The following is a 15,412-nucleotide window of genomic DNA, read 5'->3' on the forward strand; positions in this document are numbered from 1 at the left end:
TGCATCTTAAGGTGTGGGAGAGTAGGTCATCGCCAGACCTAGTAAACGACCTCGTAAACGTATCTCTCAACGATGTTGTTTGCCTCTATCACAGATGATGGAGTTTGCGGTCAGTATGATCGCGTGTCGCGGGGTGGAGCAGCCCGGTAGCTCGTCAGGCTCATAACCTGAAGGTCGTAGGTTCAAATCCTACCCCCGCAACCATTACTGTCGAACAACAAGCCGCCTCCGGGTGGCTTTGTTTGTTTTGGGACACCCCCAGGCTCAGCAATCCTGCCAGTTCTCCAACCAATTCAATGTCCAAAGCACCAGCATCGTTGGGCATAAGGCGAATGCTCTCGAGCAAAGAGCGGATGATCGTCGTGGCCTCTGCCTTGGTGGCTGGATCGTTCAGCGCTGACTTGAGATTTGCGACCTTATCTCGATAAACATCGGACAGGTTAGGATGTAGCATGACGGGCGCAGAAGGCTCCGCATTGGCGAGGTCGGCTTCTAGTTCATGTTTGCGGGACTCCAGCGTGTCCATCTTCTACATCGTGGATCGCCTAAAATATGTTGCTGATGAGCTGGCCATCGCGTTTCGGCGACGCAAAAGTCGACAAGATTTCAAGGCGTCAGGATGACAAAACGGTATTGCGGGTTCCCGCAAGTTCCCTGCGGGTATCGCAGCTCCCAAATTGACCTGCACAGTTTATGACCACCAGGGAATAGCGCTTTGGTCACAGTAATTTAAGACGAGATATCATGATACGGAATGTCATCGCAATCCTAAGAGGGGTGAAGCCGGATGAAGTCGAGGCGATCGGCGAGGTCATTTTGGCTGAAGGTATCTCGATACTTGAGGTTCCGTTGAATTCGCCTGATCCGTTGCTGTCTGTCTCGAAGCTCGCAGCTGCCTTTGGCGCTGACGCGAAAATCGGGGCGGGAACTGTGTTGACGCGCGATGATGTTACGGCAGTAGCGGATGCGGGTGGTAAAATAATCGTGTCGCCGGATTGTAATCCTGACGTGATTGAAGCGACGAAAAGCAACAGCATGGAATCTTATCCGGGCGTTGCGACGCCATCCGAATGTTTTACCGCACTGCGTCATGGCGCAGACGGCCTTAAACTTTTTCCGTCCTCTCTGTTGGGTGTTGATGGGTTTAAAGCGGTTTCGGCGGTCTTGCCGTCGGGCACGGATTGTTATGCGGTCGGCGGGGTAAATGCTGAAAACTTTGCCGATTGGCTTGGCGCTGGAGTAGCCGGTTTTGGGATCGGAACGGCGATCTACAAAGCCGGAGACAGCGCCGAAAGTGTGAGAGCAAAGGCGCGCACCATTGTGCAAGCCTTTGATAGGGCTATGGAAATATGAGAGCGCGGCCTCGGTACTAGCTTAGTCATACGCAGGAGTAAAAATGGAAATTCAATGGGTGGCCCTTGATTGGGGAACGACTAATCTTAGCGCTTATGCAGTTGGCGCGGACGGCATGATTGTGGATCAAGTTCATAACGACATGGGCATGTCTCAGCTGACTTCCAATGAATTCGAGTCGACCTTGGTGGACGTGATCGGTCACTGGCTTCATGCGGATCGGGTAGCGCCGGTATTGGCCTGCGGCATGGTCGGCGCACATGAGGGCTGGCGTGACGCGGGATATTCCGACGCGCCGTGTTTGCCGGTTGATCGAAATACAACCGTTTGTGTTCCAACAAGTGATCCGCGTTTGTCTGTCCGCATCGTTCCGGGGGTCTGTCAGCGTCAACCTGAGGATGTGATGCGAGGCGAGGAAACGCAGATTGCTGGATATCTTGCCAAAAACCCGAATTTCGATGGCGTCTTTTGTTTGCCGGGAACCCATTCAAAATGGGCGCGGGTTGCGAATGGGGAAATTCGCAATTTCACGACATTCATGACCGGTGAATTGTTTAGCTTGCTGACAAAACATTCGGTTTTGCGCCTTAGCACGGCAAGTTCCGGGTGGGACGATGATGCGTTTCTTGCGGGGATCAAAGCGGCAATGTCAAACCCTGACAGGTTGACGGCCCAACTATTCACCTCCCGTCCAAGAACGCTGCTGAACGGCACACCGAATGAGGTGCTTAAGGCGCATCTTTCGGGGCTTTTGATTGGCACTGAAATTGCTGCGCTGCGTGAAATGTGGCGCGCAGACGATGTCGTCATCATCGGAGATCAAGAAAACGCGCGGCTATATAAGACTGCTCTAGGCGCATTCGATATCAGGTCGACGGTTTATAATGGTGCTCAGGCCATTATTGACGGCTTGCGCCCATTGGCCAAAAATTTTGTGCAAGAGCCGGAACCCGTTTAAGGCCCAGGTCCGGCAGGAAAGTAAGAGGTTACGTTGATAAAAAAGTCGGAGTGTGATCAACTGAATACGTCTGGCGAGGGGGGGCACGCTCATATGCCAAATGCGGCGGAAGCTTTGGATTGCTACCTTTCGATTGCACAGGCGATTGCCGGCCCAACAGATTACGAACTGGTACTTGAGAATTTTGCAAATCGCCTGCGTGCGTTGATTGCACACGACCACCTCGACATCGTGCTTTTGCATCCGAAGGGGACCCAGATCTGTTACGAAGCCCGCATGCACACGTCGTGGAGCCATACACAAAAACTCGCAACACCGACTGAAGAAAGTCCGATCCGTGATGTGTTACGCGGCGATGTGGCGCATATTCTCACCGACGATGCATGGACGGATCCGGTTTTTCATTTCGAAGGTTCAGATAGCAAACCGATCTTTGAAGCCGACCTGAGAAGTCGCATCGTTGTGCCATTGCGTGTGCAAGGCGAATTGATAGGCTCGCTTGCGATTTCGAGCCACAAAAAGAACTTTTATAGTGAAGACCTAATAGTGCTCGCGCAGGGGGCTGCAGATCTCGTGGCCGCCTATCTGTTTGCATTGGAGCGCGGCAAGGAGGCGAAAGATTCTGCAGTTGCAGAACTTGAGGCGACAGGGCGCGAGCGCACATTGCGTATCGGCGCATTACGGCTGACCGAGGGTATGGAGCGCGAACGTCAGCGGCTGGGAATGGACCTTCACGACCAGACACTGGCCGATCTCTCCCGCATACGTCGTCGTATGTCGCGGGTTGAGGGGGGGCCGAAAGCCGCTATGGACGAAATCGCGGCTATTCTGAATGAATTGGACCACTGTCTGGACGAGGTCCGCGGTATCGTAGAGGATATGAAGCCCGGTGTGCTGCAACTTTTCGGGTTTTCCGAGGCCGTAGAAGCGCATTTGCAGCGATGCCTCAAGAACATGAAGCGTCGGATCGAGATGCATGTTGAAGATACCTCCAATGGTAAGATGGACGACTTAGAAGACACTGTGCGCACTGCTGTTTACCGTATTGTCCAAGAGGCAGTTAACAATGCGCTGAAGCACGGAGAGTGCAGCCGGATTGACGTGCGGATTGCGCAATCAAACTCTAATTTGACAGTGACGATTGACGACAATGGTACGGGTATTCAGGACACTGATTTGCAGTCAAGAAGCGGCATAAGCAACATCAAGACCCGAACGGATCTCATTTCTGCTCAGGTGTTTTTCGAACGTTTGGATGGCGCTGCTGGAACACGCGTTATGATTGTGGTCCCGATGGATACAGAAAATGTCGAATGTGACTTTGCGTAACCTTTTGAAGCGAGAAACTGCATGCGACTATTGATTGCCGAAGACGACAAACTGCATCGTAGCTTTCTTGAGCGTTTGGTGCGACACACCTTCGATGGTTTAGAAGAATTGACGCTGACAAGCGACGGCGCTGGTGCCATCGAGGCATTCAGGTCTGGAAAATACGATTGCGTTCTTTTGGACCTGCAGATGCCCAAAATAACCGGTGTCGATGTTGCAAAAACCATCTGGGCCAAAGCACCCACAACCAAAATTCTGTTTTGGTCCAATTACACGGAAGAAGCTTATGTTCGCGGCATCACAAAGATTGTGCCAGACGCGGCGGTTTACGGCTATATTCTCAAATCGGCGCCTGACGAGCAGCTGAAACTCGCGCTTCAAGGCGTCTTTGTGGCTGAGCAATGCGTTATTGACCGAGAGGTGCGCGGCGTACAGCGAAGAGCAGATAACCGTTTATCGGGGTTGAGCGAACTGGAATTCGAAGCACTTGCGGACCTTTGTTTGGGCCTAACAGACAAAGCGATGGCAGCCCGGAGGAATGTGTCCTTACGCAGCGCACAGAGCAGATTGCAAAGCCTTTACCAGAAGCTCGGACTGGATAAGGACGACATTCCATCGGGCGAATGGGGCGCGAGTTTCAATTCGCGCACGCGGGCAATTTCTCTGGCGTTGACCCAGGGTATTTTGAATGCGGATGCGTTGCGCCGCGAAGAGGAAAAACTTCAAGCGTGGATGTCACGATCCTCGGCCTAATTCACGCGCTCTGATGATCTGCGGGTTCCCGCATATATGATGCGCGACCTGACGCATACGAGGGGCGGCATCTCTTCTAATCATCTTTCCAGATAACTGGCTGTTTTGGATTTGAACCGAAACTGGAAAGAATGGGAGAGGCGAGATGCCGTTTGTGAATATTCGCATCGTGAAACAAGTTATAGAAAAGGATCCCGAGGGCATTAAGGCCAAGGTGCAGGCCGATGTCACGGCTTCGTTGGCAGAAGCCGCCGGAATTCCGGCCGAGAATGTTTGGGTTACCTTTGATGAAATCGATGAAACCGATTGGTTCTCTGGTGGCGTTCGAGTCAAAGAGCTGAGGGCGAAATCATGACCGTTGAAGTTCGTGCCGATGGTATGAATGACATTGTCGATGCCAACGCGACCCTTGAAAAAGTAGCGGGCGGTTTCCTGTTCACTGAAGGTCCGATTTGGCATCCGGTGGAAAAACACCTGACCTTTTCCGACATCCCGGGCAACGAATTGTTTCGACTGGGCCCAGACGGCAAAGTTGTGTCTTTTCGCAAGCCAAGCAATATGGGCAATGGCAATACATATGATGCGCAGGGGCGTATGTTGACCTGTCAGCACGCGAGCAGTTCAGTCACACGGACCGAGGCGGACGGATCGATCACGGAGCTGGCCACACACTTTGACGGCAAAGAGCTGAACAGCCCGAATGATGTTGTGGTACGCAACGACGGGCTGATCTATTTCACCGACCCGACATATGGTCGACTGGACTATTTTGGCGTCGAGCGTGAACTTGAAATGGGTGCTCAGGGGGTCTATTGCGTGACGCCCGATGGCAAGACCATCACCCGTCTTGCCGATGATTTTGCACAGCCAAACGGCCTGTGTTTCTCGCTCGATCACAGCACGCTTTATGTGAACGACACTGAGCATAAGCACATCCGGAAATTCGATATTGCCGAAGATGGATCTGCAACGGGTGGCGAAGTTTGGGTCGAGGTTACTGTGGGCGAAGGCGAAGGCCATCCCGACGGTATGAAGGTCGACAGCAAAGGCAATGTCTATTGCACGGGGCCCGGAGGGATTCATGTTATCACGCGGGCCGGTGAAACTTTGGGGGTGATCCGAACCGCAGAATTTACCGCCAACTTTGCATGGGGCGGCGTTGATTTGACTGATCTTTACGTGACCTCATCCACATCGCTGTACCGGATTAACGTCAAAACACCAGGCCTCCCGCTGTTTTGACGTCTTCTGGCCGAAGGCTTGATTTCTTCGGCCAGAACGATCCGGATCTCGCAACAACGAAGTTGTTTCACTACAGGAGAATACAATGGCACATGTGATGCCCGACCTATTTAAGATTGATGTTTCCGGTCATGCGGTTACGCATGCGCGCACTGAAATGGTTGCGCGCGGCAAGGTGGTCACAACAGACGAACCACTAGAGCGTGGCGGAACTGATCTGTTTGCAACGCCGCTCGAAACGATGCTATCCGCCTTGCTTGGCTGTACAAATGTCATCGCTAATTATGTCGCGGGTCTTCTCAAGATGGACGTGCGAAGCATGGAGTTTGATGTTTGTGGCCACTTTGACACCCGTGGGGTATTCGGTAAGGCAGAAATTGGCACGCCGTTTCCGGTGATTGAACTTAAGGTTGTTTTGGACACCGACGCAGATGACGTGCAGATCGCAAAGCTGGCGGATGTCGTTGGCGAGAAGTGCCCAGTGTCGGTTTTGCTGCGCAGAGCAGGCTGCGAAATTCAGGAAAGCTGGGTGCGAAAGTGACGGATGGCCAGCGTCACTAATCGGCTACGCGGATGTGCCCGTTCTCGGTGCGGGTTCCCGCAAAGTCATGGCGCGATCCCCCGTGCGGCCTCATTCAAAACAGCGTTAAACAGAGATTAAGCGACGAAGCCAATCAGGCAGTTTCGGCAGTTAGGAAAATGTCGAAATGAAATTTGATCGCTGCTAAGGGAAACCGCTATGCGTTTGCAGCGGCGGTGAAGCAAAAGGGAGAGGAAAAAACATGAGTTTAGTTAAGACGATATGTGCGAGCGCGTTGGTTGCAGCATCACTGACACTGCCCACGCAGTCCGCAGCACAGGAAATCGACCTAAAGTACCATGCATTTACGGGCAAAGGGCCATCAAATCTGGCGACCCGTTGGTTCATGGACGAAGTGGAAAAACGCTCTGAAGGTAAGGTGGACTTTACCCGAATTTATGGCGGCACACTCGGCAAGCTTTCCGGTCAGCCAGAAAACATCAAAGTGGGCGCATTTGACTTGGGAGACTTCTCGCCTGTTTATAACCCTGGCCTTTTTCCGCTGGCCAATGTGACGTCGCTTCCGTTCATGACGGATAACCCATTGGCGCACGTGCAAGCTGCACATGAGCTGTTCCAGACACCGGCTGTTGAAGCCGAGTTCACTGCGATGAACCAAAAGTACCTGTATCCAGGCCAGTGGGGCTCCATCCAGATGTTGTCGCATGACCCGATCCGCTCGATCGATGACCTGAAGTCTGCTAAAGTTCGCGCACATGGCGGCGCAGCTGAAATCCTGAAGGAACTCGGCGTTCAAGTTTATGGTATTCCATGGGGTGAGCTGCCAGCAGCCGCTGAACGTAAAGTTGTGACCGCTGCAATTATTGGCGCGCCAGCAGATGCTTTCGCCTTTGGGTTTGGTGAGATCTTCAGCTACTGGGATGATGTAGACTGGTTCTACTTCCCGCTGCCGGTCTCGATTAACTTGGACACGTGGAACGCGCTTCCAGACGATGTGAAGGCTGTAATCAACGAAGTTCGCGACGAAACCGTCGAGAAGGCGCGTACACTTTTGGAAGAAGCAGAAGTTGAAGCTGATGCCGCTCTCCACGAGCAGACCGAAGTTGTAAAACTCGACGCCGCCGAATGGCAGAAGATGATGGATGTGCGCAATGGCGCATGGCAGAATTGGGTGGATGCACGCGAAGCAGATGGTCTTCCAGGTCAAGCCGTTCTCGACGACTTCCTGAAGCTTCTCGAGAAGCACGGCGGCTAATAATTCATCTGCAGGACGACATAAGTCTGATCACAAATGCGCCGCCCGATCCAACCCAATAGGTTGCGGGCGGCGCATCATTACCGAAGCACTCAAAAAGTGTTGATGCCGCGAGCTTTATGTAGGGTGCAAGACGCGCTGAATATACGAAGTTTAGCGGTTTGAGGGAGGGATGCCTTGATGGCTATTTTTACACGCCGGCTCATAGGGGTACAAGAAAAGTTAGAGGAATTCGCCTGCTATGCTTCGGCTATGGCTGTCGCAATTATGATGCTCCTAACCGTGGCTGAAGTCGGAGCGCGGGCGCTTTTTACCAAAAGTATGCCAGGCGCTTACGAATACGTCAGCCTGATGTTTGTCTACCTGATCTACTTGGGACTGGGGTATTCACAGAGACGCGACGCGCATATTACGGTGGGCATTCTATATGATTACCTGCCGCGCGGTGGCAGAAAGATCATTCAAGGTGTTTACCTCTTGGTTGCCTTTGTCTTCTTTGCAGTGCTGACCTGGACCACCGGTGTGTCAGCTTGGACCAACTTTGTCATGGGCGACACGGTACTTGGTATTATTGAGGTCAAAACATGGTGGGCACGGGCGGGGATTCCAGTTGGGCTTGCCCTGTTCTCACTGAGATTCCTGATCCAATTTGGCCGCCTGATCACAGATGATGTGTTGCCTGAAGAGGGCGCAATCAGAGAATTCCCGCCTCAAGACACCGATGAAGAAGAGATAAAACAATGATGGAATCGCTTCAATTGCCACTCGTGATCGGGATGGTTGGATTTTTGATGATCATGCGCGTACCGGTCGGGATTTCCCTTCTGTTTGCGGGTGCCACAGGATTTGCATTGATCCGCGGAGTGTCGATCACTTTTGATGCACTCGGAGGTCGGTTCTTTGACATCGGGTCAGGTTACGCACTGAGCGCAATTCCTCTGTTCTTGCTGATGGGGCATGTCGCCTCCAAGGCCGGTATCACGCAGGACATTTATCGCGCCGCGCGGGCTTGGCTCGGTCACCTAAAAGGCAGCGTCGTGATTGCGACAACGGTTGCAGCCGTTGGTTTTGCGGCCTGTTCAGGTTCAACCACGTCATCGACGGCCGTATTTGGGCGCGTTGCGATCCCCGAAATGCTGCGTCTAAAGGTCAACCGAAAGCTGGCCGCAGGTTGTGTGGCCACCGTCGGCACGCTGGCAGGAATGATCCCGCCAAGTATCAACCTGATCGTCTATGGCATCATCGCGCGGGAATCCATTCCTAAGCTGCTGATTGCAGGGATTATTCCCGGATTGCTGACGGCGTTTGCTTACCTTGTCATGATCTACATCCGCGTCAGCCGTGATCCGGAGATGGCTCCGGCTCTTCCTAAGGCGAGTATTGCGGAGCGGGTCGAATCCCTAAAAGGCGTTTGGAGTTTTCTGACCCTCGGCGGCATCGTGATCGGCGGCATTTACGCCGGGATCATCACGCCAACAGAGGCCGGTGCTATTGGAGCCATCGGGTCCTTTCTAATCGCTTTGGTCCGCAACAGGTTGTCTTTCGCGGTCTTAAAGGAAGTCTTTCTCGACACGGCGCAAACGACATCAGTTATCTTCATCATTCTCGTTGGTGCTCTAATCTTCTCGTCTTACCTTGCGGTAAGTGGCGCGTCTGGGGCGGTGTCCGAGTATATCGTCGGCCTCGATATGTCGATGATGGGGATCGTTTGCATCTATGTGCTTTTACTGCTGGTTCTGGGCTGCATGGTGGACCCGGTTTCCGTGATGTTCTTGACGGTGCCGATTTTCGTGCCGCCGCTGATCGAACTTGGCGCGCATCCGATCTGGTTGGCGATTGTGATCGTCAAAACACTGGAGATCGGGTTGATCACCCCGCCTGTCGGGCTGAATGCATTCGTGTTGAAAGGTGTCGCGCCGACTTTCTCTTTGAAAGAGATTTTTGGCGGCATCTGGTGGTTCCTACAGGTGGAGGTCATCACATTGATTATGATCATGTTCATCCCAGCTATCGCAACTTTTCTGCCGGAGCTAGCCTATGCAAAATGATAGCGTTGTCGCGTGAAGAGTCATTTCAAAAGGGATCAACTTTTGTGGGGCGCATGTTCAACAAAGCCGAAGCCGGATGCGCCGCTACAATTTGAAAACCAGGCTCCAGCCCGCTGTTCCCTGCCGACTGCACGAAAGACGGCAGGTCAACCGGGACCGCTTCCTATTCCCGGGATTGAAGGTCCGCTTTGATGGGTTCTTGTGATCCTCGCTGCAGAGCGGCGAATTCACACCTCCCCGCCCGAGGTGTAGACCCGTCACGTCCGCTTTGGGCTGCGAGCCGCCGTTAGACGGGTTTAGCACCGAAGGCAGCTGTGCGCAGTTAGTCACCTTTGCAAAGTCGGGGCGCCAAGTGTGTCGGGTCGACAAGACCGGCCCAGAGCAGACCTTAAACGCGGCTCTCACATTTTGTGATTGCAGTCCACTTTTCGGATTCTCGATTGAGTGGCGGAGTGCGACAGCTTGATCGCCTGCACGGTTCGCGGCAGCAGTAGCCGATTGCGGCCTCTGGGTTGAAAGGCAGCTCAAACTGTTTTGACTTTTGACTTAAAGGTTTCGACACCGCCAAAAACAAATTTTCTCAAGGAAACGATTAACGCTGGGTGGGATATGGAAGTCCCTAAGGCTTAACTTTGTTGCTGCGGCGTACAGGCAAAGCGTCGGCACGGTCGGCGGTCCCTAGAAAATTTGGAGCGATATCAGCGCCATGGCCTCTGGCCGCATTCATACAAAGAGGCATTTGTCACGCCTTTTACTCGGATATCCGGTCTGTTAGGGCAACGCACCCTTCTAACCCGAAAGAGCCGCTAGCCCGGAAAGATCTTTCTGAAGTGGGCGTCGAAATCGTCCCATGTATAGACCGCGCTATTGCCAGCATAGCCTTCGTAGTAAGAGCTGCCGTTCGACGTGGGCAAACCGGCCCAGATCTTGGCAAGATTGAGCATAAAGTCCGCGCGCGGCATGTCGGTGGACAGAAAATCGCTGAATCCGGCTTCTTCCAACAGCTGGTGTGCCAGCTTGTCTTGCAGCTCAGGACTAAAGCGCTTGCTGTGCGGCACTTCCTGATGGCGGACGAGACGGCGCAAGGTGGCGGGGATAAGCTGATAGCGCCCGATCGCGTGGGGCTGTCCGGGGGTGTCTTCTATCCATTGATAGATTTCGGCTACCGTCATCTCGGTCGGCCGTTTCGTCGGCCTAACTCGAGCGCCGTGTTGCACGGCATCATAGCCGGCCTTGCCCGCTTCGGCTCCCGCTATCAGCGTCATAAGTTGTTTGGCGGCCGACGGTAGGACCTGCACTGGCGCAAAGAGGGTGCCGTTGGCGCGGCCGCGGAAAAGGCTGGCGGCCCCAGGACGCAACGCCACCGCTCCGCGGCTGACCTCGACGCCGGAAGGCAGCACGCGAGCAGGTTGGTGCGGCAAAATGGGGGAGGAATCACTAAGGGAGGCGCGCTCCACAAAGAAACCGTTCTTGATTAGTGAGAGATTGTTGGCCTGCGCACCGGACGCCGCGAGGCAGAGTGTCAGAAGGCTGAAACGTAAGTATGTGGCGATTGGCATTGGAATCGGATTCTTGCTAGCAGGGCGTTCAACCCGAATATGCGGAAATAGGTTTGACAAACCGTTTACCCGCGAAGCCTGTCTTTTCTGTTCAGAAGCGATGCTGGGCCGATGAGCCGGAGCCGGACACAATCGGGGGCATTAGTGAAGGTCCCAGAGCATTCAGCGCAGCCACCCCGCACCGGAGAGTTTCCCGCCTGATCGAGTACACTAAAATTTCCGTTCCTCTGAGTGCTGAATGAAAAATTTGCACCTGCAGCTAAGGTCTGCAATCCGCCCATTCTTGACAGATGCTGCTTATACGAGGCGAGGACCCGAACCAAAAGCCGCGAAAGTGTGTGTCAGAACAGTTGAACGTCGCCGGAATGCTCTTCGCGTTGAACCGCGCGGCGGCGTTCGGAAGCACGGCTGGTTTCGTCCATAACAACGCTGGTCTCGTTCATAAAACGGCGCTGAATGCGGCCGCCGGAGGGCCAGAAGCGGATGTTGCGGCCGCGCTGTCCGCCAAGACAGCAATCCACCAAATTGAATCCCTCATTGCGGACAAACCACATTGCGAATTCGGCGTTTTTGGCGCCGATATCGATGCGGCTGTTGAACATCTTGGAGCCGCCGAGCAGCTTGACCTGAATCCGGTCACGGCTGGCACCGGACTGGATCAGACCGTTCACCAACAACTCCATGGCGTGCACACCTTCCTGAACCGCACCGCGCGAATTGGGATCCGCTCCGGGCAAAAGGAAATGGTTCATGCCGCCGATGCCGGCTACTTCGTCCCACATGCAGGCAGCGACGCAGCTGCCGAGCATCGTGGTCAGAACAAGGTCCTGATCTGTCGAGACATGCACATCCCCTTGCAGCAGCGCCTGTGTGCGAAACCCCTTGAGGGCGTGGGAGTCGTTCTGGCTCATGGGGTCACACTCGTTTCAGCGGGGTGGAGTCTGCAGTACGGGTGCTTGCCTGTGCTGCAGAAAAGGGAGATCGGTGGCACGTTGCGGCCATCATCAGAAGTCCGACCAGCTGTCGGCGTCGTAGGCGACTTGACTACGCGAATTGCGCGAGGCGAATTCGAGTGCTGGCTTGGCTTGGGTCTCTTCTTCAGGTGTTGCCTCGAAGAGATCAACTTCGCCAAGCGCAGGTGCGACGCCCAGTGTCTCGGGCTTATCAGTCGGGGTGAAGTCCGTGATCGCGGAGTCGGCTGTGAATTCGGTATCCTCAAAGCCATCAGCGTCGGGTGTGAACGCGGTGTCGTCCGAGACCCCTGTGTCGGCGGGGGCATCCGCGGCGAGGTCTTCGTCCCAGCTTTGGACTGCGGTTTTGACGTCGGCATCGCTTAGTGTGAAAGACGCCAGCGTTTGGGTCAAACGACCGGCCTCTTCGCTGAGGGTGCGGCTGGCGGCGGAGGATTCTTCGATCATGGCGGCATTGCGCTGTGTGACGCGGTCCAGTTCGGTCACGTTCTCCTTGATCTCGACCAGATTGTTGGCCTGATCGCGAGAGCCTGTGGCAATCTGGGACACCAGTTCAGAGGCGTGGTTGATGCCTTCGATGATCTCATGCAGAGCGCTGCCTGCTTCGTGGACAAGTCGGCTGCCGTTGGTCACCTGCTCACCGGAGCGGGTGATCAGTTCCTTGATTTCATTGGCGCTGGAGGAGGCACGTTGTGCAAGCGCGCGGACCTCGGAGGCCACAACCGCAAAGCCACGACCTGCTTCGCCTGCCCGGGCGGCTTCGACACCGGCATTGAGCGCCAGGAGGTTGGTCTGGAAGGCGATGTCGTCAATCACGCCGATGATGGCGCGGATCTGCTCGGAGGAGGCCTCGATATTTTTCATGGCATCGACGGTTTGATCGACCACGTTGCCCCCGGCCTGGGCCTGTTCACGGTTTTCCAGGATGCGCTTGTTGGCGTCTGCCGCGCGTTCGGCCGTGTTTTCAACCGAGTTGGACAATGTTTCGATGGCCGCCGCGGATTCTTCGAGGGTGACGGCCTGCGCTTCAGACCGTTTGGATTGGTCGATTACAACTTCCGCAATTTCTTCCGAACTGTTGCGCACACTTTCCGCAGTCGATGTTGCCGTGGTCAGAATTTGGCGCAGATTGGTGACGACCTGGTTGAAGTCATTGATGATCTCGGTTTGGTCTTTGTCTCCGCGGCCAAATTGTGCGGCGTCAATCGTGCGGTCGACGCGGCCATCGGCCAGATCGGCCAGACCTGCTGCAAGCGCGCGGTACATCTCATTGCGTTCGGCGTCGGCTTTTTCACGTGCGCTTCGCTGGAGTTCCTCGTCGGCCAGGCGGTCACGGAACACAGTGAGACGCAGCGCCATTGCACCAACTTCGTCCCCGCGCTCGTGATTGGGGATTTCCGTGTCAAAGTCGTGGTTGGCGACTTTGTCCATTGCTTCGCTTATTGCCAGCATCGGCTTGATGGCCAAGCGCCCCACAAGCCAAAGCAACAGAACCATTGCCAAAGACCCGGCGATAAAGCTTGCAACCGCTGCCATTAATTGTTCGCGCAATGCGGTGGCAAAAAGTGGAGCCATATCCCAAGCGATTGCAATTGAGCCGGGTGTTTGCACCCTCCCCAGACCAGCTAGGGCCGTCCCGTGCAGAGCGTATTCGGAGGTTCTCTCCAGCATGCTGGACCCGTCGTTTGCGAGCTTAGACTGGAAAGTTTTCAAAAGCGGTGTGAGGGAGGCCACTGATGCGCCATCCGCAAAAACCGTGACGAACTCTTCGTTGGAAGCGCCGTAAACGGACACCGCTTGAATGTCGGGATACCGGGGAAGGCCGGCTGTCAGGGCGGCTTGGAGCGCGACGCTGTCACCGGCTGTAACCAGATCTGAGATTTGCCCGCCAACCGCACGCGACATCAGTTCGGCGATTTCGGCCTGTGCATGTTTGAGGCTTTCGACGCGCTGCTTGTATTGACCAAGGAAACCGACAGCGACGGCAAATACGACAATTGCCCCAACCAAGAAGGCGAGTTTTGTCTGGATTCCAAAATTGGAGAATCGGGCACGAGGAGTTTTGGAGTCGGACATTACGGTTTCCGTTCAGTATCAGAGGTCACATTGGCCGCGGCGTCATAGACGCCTGCAGGCCACTTGTGACAGGGGCTTATGAGCGTTGGGTTAAGCGGACAGGGCTTTTCCAGCTAGAAGGCGCTCATTTTCTGTTGGATTTGAGACGCCTTGGCGGAGAGCTCCGCGAGGCTTGTGTCGGTGTTGTCATGGAACGCCTGCAGGCGTTCGATGATACCGTCCAGACCACTGTCAACTTCGCGCATGCGGCCGCTTTCCACTTTGCAAAGCAGTTTGACCACGTCGAGCCCGTTGATGCGGCGGCGCAGGCTGCGGCAGATGTCGGGAATTGATTTTCCGGCCACAGAAATCTCGCGAATACGCTGTTCGCACACGGCTTCGAGGCGGGCGTGTTGATTAATCAGCACGTCGATTTGGCTGCCCTCGGTCGGGCTGTCGTTTTCATGCGCGATCGCTTCGCCCAGAAGTTGGGCAAACTGCTGGGCCGAGCGGCCGTGAGATAGCGCCTTAAACATATCGGCAAGGGCACCGGTATCTTCGCCATAAAGACGCCCCAAAAGCTCGTACATTTCCTGCGCCATGGCGTCGTAGTTCTGCGAGATGGTGCCAAGCGCGGCACCGGCGCCTTCAAGGCGGCCCGCCAGAATTCGCAAGTTCACTGGCTCGCCACGCACTCGTTTGAAGCCGGTCTCGATGTTTTTAGCCAACTTCTGCATGTCAGTGACCAACCCAGTGATCTCATCCATCAGGGCGAATATGGCTTCGTTTTGTGGTGTGACGATGCCGCGGTTTTTGAATTCGCTGTCCAGCAGAAGCGCGCTGAAGGTTTCGATGTTGGGAATGCCTTTTTCCTGCAGCTGTGTCAGGAGCCAATTGGCGCTGTCCTCGGGGGACTTTCCGCCCGATTCCATCGCCAGCATTTCTTCGTACAGGCTTTTGGCAAGATCAAAGTATTTAGTTTCGGGATGGATACGGGCCGAAATATAGCCGTTCTCGGTCAGTGTGACGTTTGCCAATACCCAATAGTAATTGTCATTGGCGGTGCGGTTTTTCACATAGGCACAGATCGGCTTGCCGGCTTTGAGTGTGTCCCACATGAGGTAGAACACGCCTTTGGGCATGTCGTCATGGCGCACGATTTTGTGGGGCGCGTTGAGCAACTGATCAGCCGAGTATTCCGCGATGTCGCAGAAATCGGACCCGGCAAATGTAATAACGCCGCGCGGATCGGTGGCAGAGGTTAGGACTGCCTCGCGCGGAACAGACCGTTCTTCGGATCCACGGGCAGGAGTGATTTTGGAAATCGCGTTCATGTCTGTCTCCAGAG

14 protein-coding genes and 1 tRNA gene are annotated in these 15,412 nt (G+C 54.7%); 11 read left to right on the plus strand and 4 right to left on the minus strand.

Going from position 1 to position 15,412, the window contains the following annotated elements; all coding sequences use genetic code 11:
• Positions 1-127 precede the first annotated feature (127 nt).
• From PG871_RS09215 to PG871_RS09265, 11 genes are all read left to right on the plus strand, one after another.
• Positions 128-204: transfer RNA gene (locus tag PG871_RS09215), tRNA-Met, on the plus strand.
• Positions 205-744: 540 nt separating this feature from the next.
• Complete coding sequence (locus PG871_RS09220) at positions 745-1,353, plus strand: 2-dehydro-3-deoxy-6-phosphogalactonate aldolase (RefSeq protein ID WP_270728791.1); 609 nt, start codon at positions 745-747, stop codon at positions 1,351-1,353.
• Between the two features lie 43 nt (positions 1,354-1,396).
• Positions 1,397-2,311 (plus strand): 2-dehydro-3-deoxygalactonokinase, encoded by a 915-nt coding sequence (locus tag PG871_RS09225; RefSeq protein WP_270728792.1) that lies wholly within the window; start codon positions 1,397-1,399, stop codon positions 2,309-2,311.
• A gap of 93 nt (positions 2,312-2,404) precedes the next feature.
• Positions 2,405-3,640 carry a GAF domain-containing sensor histidine kinase gene (locus PG871_RS09230; protein WP_270728796.1) on the plus strand — a complete coding sequence of 412 codons (1,236 nt, stop codon included), beginning with the start codon at positions 2,405-2,407 and terminating at the stop codon, positions 3,638-3,640.
• 21 nt (positions 3,641-3,661) lie between these two features.
• A complete protein-coding gene (locus PG871_RS09235) occupies positions 3,662-4,393 on the plus strand; it encodes a response regulator transcription factor (protein ID WP_270728798.1) in 732 nt (243 codons plus the stop codon).
• 145 nt (positions 4,394-4,538) lie between these two features.
• Positions 4,539-4,748: a tautomerase family protein gene (locus PG871_RS09240; protein WP_270728800.1), complete on the plus strand. Its 210-nt coding sequence runs from the start codon at positions 4,539-4,541 to the stop codon at positions 4,746-4,748.
• On the plus strand, positions 4,745-5,635 hold the full coding sequence (locus PG871_RS09245) for an SMP-30/gluconolactonase/LRE family protein (protein ID WP_270728802.1): 891 nt from the start codon (positions 4,745-4,747) through the stop codon (positions 5,633-5,635). The genes PG871_RS09240 and PG871_RS09245 overlap by 4 nt, the downstream gene beginning before the upstream one ends.
• A gap of 97 nt (positions 5,636-5,732) precedes the next feature.
• Positions 5,733-6,176 (plus strand): OsmC family protein, encoded by a 444-nt coding sequence (locus tag PG871_RS09250; protein WP_270728804.1) that lies wholly within the window; start codon positions 5,733-5,735, stop codon positions 6,174-6,176.
• Between the two features lie 241 nt (positions 6,177-6,417).
• On the plus strand, positions 6,418-7,431 hold the full coding sequence (locus PG871_RS09255) for a TRAP transporter substrate-binding protein (RefSeq protein ID WP_270728806.1): 1,014 nt from the start codon (positions 6,418-6,420) through the stop codon (positions 7,429-7,431).
• 180 nt (positions 7,432-7,611) lie between these two features.
• Complete coding sequence (locus PG871_RS09260; RefSeq protein ID WP_270728809.1) at positions 7,612-8,175, plus strand: TRAP transporter small permease; 564 nt, start codon at positions 7,612-7,614, stop codon at positions 8,173-8,175.
• Positions 8,172-9,479: a TRAP transporter large permease gene (locus PG871_RS09265; RefSeq protein WP_270728811.1), complete on the plus strand. Its 1,308-nt coding sequence runs from the start codon at positions 8,172-8,174 to the stop codon at positions 9,477-9,479. The genes PG871_RS09260 and PG871_RS09265 overlap by 4 nt, the downstream gene beginning before the upstream one ends.
• An 806-nt stretch (positions 9,480-10,285) precedes the next feature.
• On the opposite strand, the gene PG871_RS09270 is transcribed toward PG871_RS09265, so the two are convergent.
• The 4 genes from PG871_RS09270 to PG871_RS09285 form a co-directional block, all read right to left on the minus strand.
• The gene (locus PG871_RS09270; RefSeq protein WP_333559662.1) at positions 10,286-11,098 is read right to left on the minus strand and encodes a hypothetical protein; all 813 of its coding nucleotides are present in this window, start codon (positions 11,096-11,098) and stop codon (positions 10,286-10,288) included.
• A 281-nt stretch (positions 11,099-11,379) separates the two neighbouring features.
• On the minus strand, positions 11,380-11,949 hold the full coding sequence (locus PG871_RS09275) for a chemotaxis protein CheD (RefSeq protein ID WP_270728813.1): 570 nt from the start codon (positions 11,947-11,949) through the stop codon (positions 11,380-11,382).
• Positions 11,950-12,042: 93 nt separating this feature from the next.
• Positions 12,043-14,085, minus strand: a complete 2,043-nt coding sequence (locus PG871_RS09280; protein ID WP_270728816.1) for a methyl-accepting chemotaxis protein — start codon at positions 14,083-14,085, stop codon at positions 12,043-12,045.
• Positions 14,086-14,198: 113 nt separating this feature from the next.
• Positions 14,199-15,398, minus strand: a complete 1,200-nt coding sequence (locus PG871_RS09285) for a PAS domain-containing protein (RefSeq protein WP_270728818.1) — start codon at positions 15,396-15,398, stop codon at positions 14,199-14,201.
• Positions 15,399-15,412: the final 14 nt, after the last annotated feature.

This window comes from Shimia sp. Alg240-R146 (assembly GCF_947331465.1).
Taxonomy (GTDB): Bacteria; Pseudomonadota; Alphaproteobacteria; order Rhodobacterales; family Rhodobacteraceae; genus Shimia.

Coding starts and splice junctions, on each gene's coding strand:
- PG871_RS09220 (WP_270728791.1), top strand. CDS start 745: ATGATACGGAATGTCATCGCAATCCTAAGAGGGGTGAAGCCGGATGAA.
- PG871_RS09225 (WP_270728792.1), top strand. CDS start 1,397: ATGGAAATTCAATGGGTGGCCCTTGATTGGGGAACGACTAATCTTAGC.
- PG871_RS09230 (WP_270728796.1), top strand. CDS start 2,405: ATGCCAAATGCGGCGGAAGCTTTGGATTGCTACCTTTCGATTGCACAG.
- PG871_RS09235 (WP_270728798.1), top strand. CDS start 3,662: ATGCGACTATTGATTGCCGAAGACGACAAACTGCATCGTAGCTTTCTT.
- PG871_RS09240 (WP_270728800.1), top strand. CDS start 4,539: ATGCCGTTTGTGAATATTCGCATCGTGAAACAAGTTATAGAAAAGGAT.
- PG871_RS09245 (WP_270728802.1), top strand. CDS start 4,745: ATGACCGTTGAAGTTCGTGCCGATGGTATGAATGACATTGTCGATGCC.
- PG871_RS09250 (WP_270728804.1), top strand. CDS start 5,733: ATGCCCGACCTATTTAAGATTGATGTTTCCGGTCATGCGGTTACGCAT.
- PG871_RS09255 (WP_270728806.1), top strand. CDS start 6,418: ATGAGTTTAGTTAAGACGATATGTGCGAGCGCGTTGGTTGCAGCATCA.
- PG871_RS09260 (WP_270728809.1), top strand. CDS start 7,612: ATGGCTATTTTTACACGCCGGCTCATAGGGGTACAAGAAAAGTTAGAG.
- PG871_RS09265 (WP_270728811.1), top strand. CDS start 8,172: ATGATGGAATCGCTTCAATTGCCACTCGTGATCGGGATGGTTGGATTT.
- PG871_RS09275 (WP_270728813.1), bottom strand. CDS start 11,949: ATGAGCCAGAACGACTCCCACGCCCTCAAGGGGTTTCGCACACAGGCG.
- PG871_RS09280 (WP_270728816.1), bottom strand. CDS start 14,085: ATGTCCGACTCCAAAACTCCTCGTGCCCGATTCTCCAATTTTGGAATC.
- PG871_RS09285 (WP_270728818.1), bottom strand. CDS start 15,398: ATGAACGCGATTTCCAAAATCACTCCTGCCCGTGGATCCGAAGAACGG.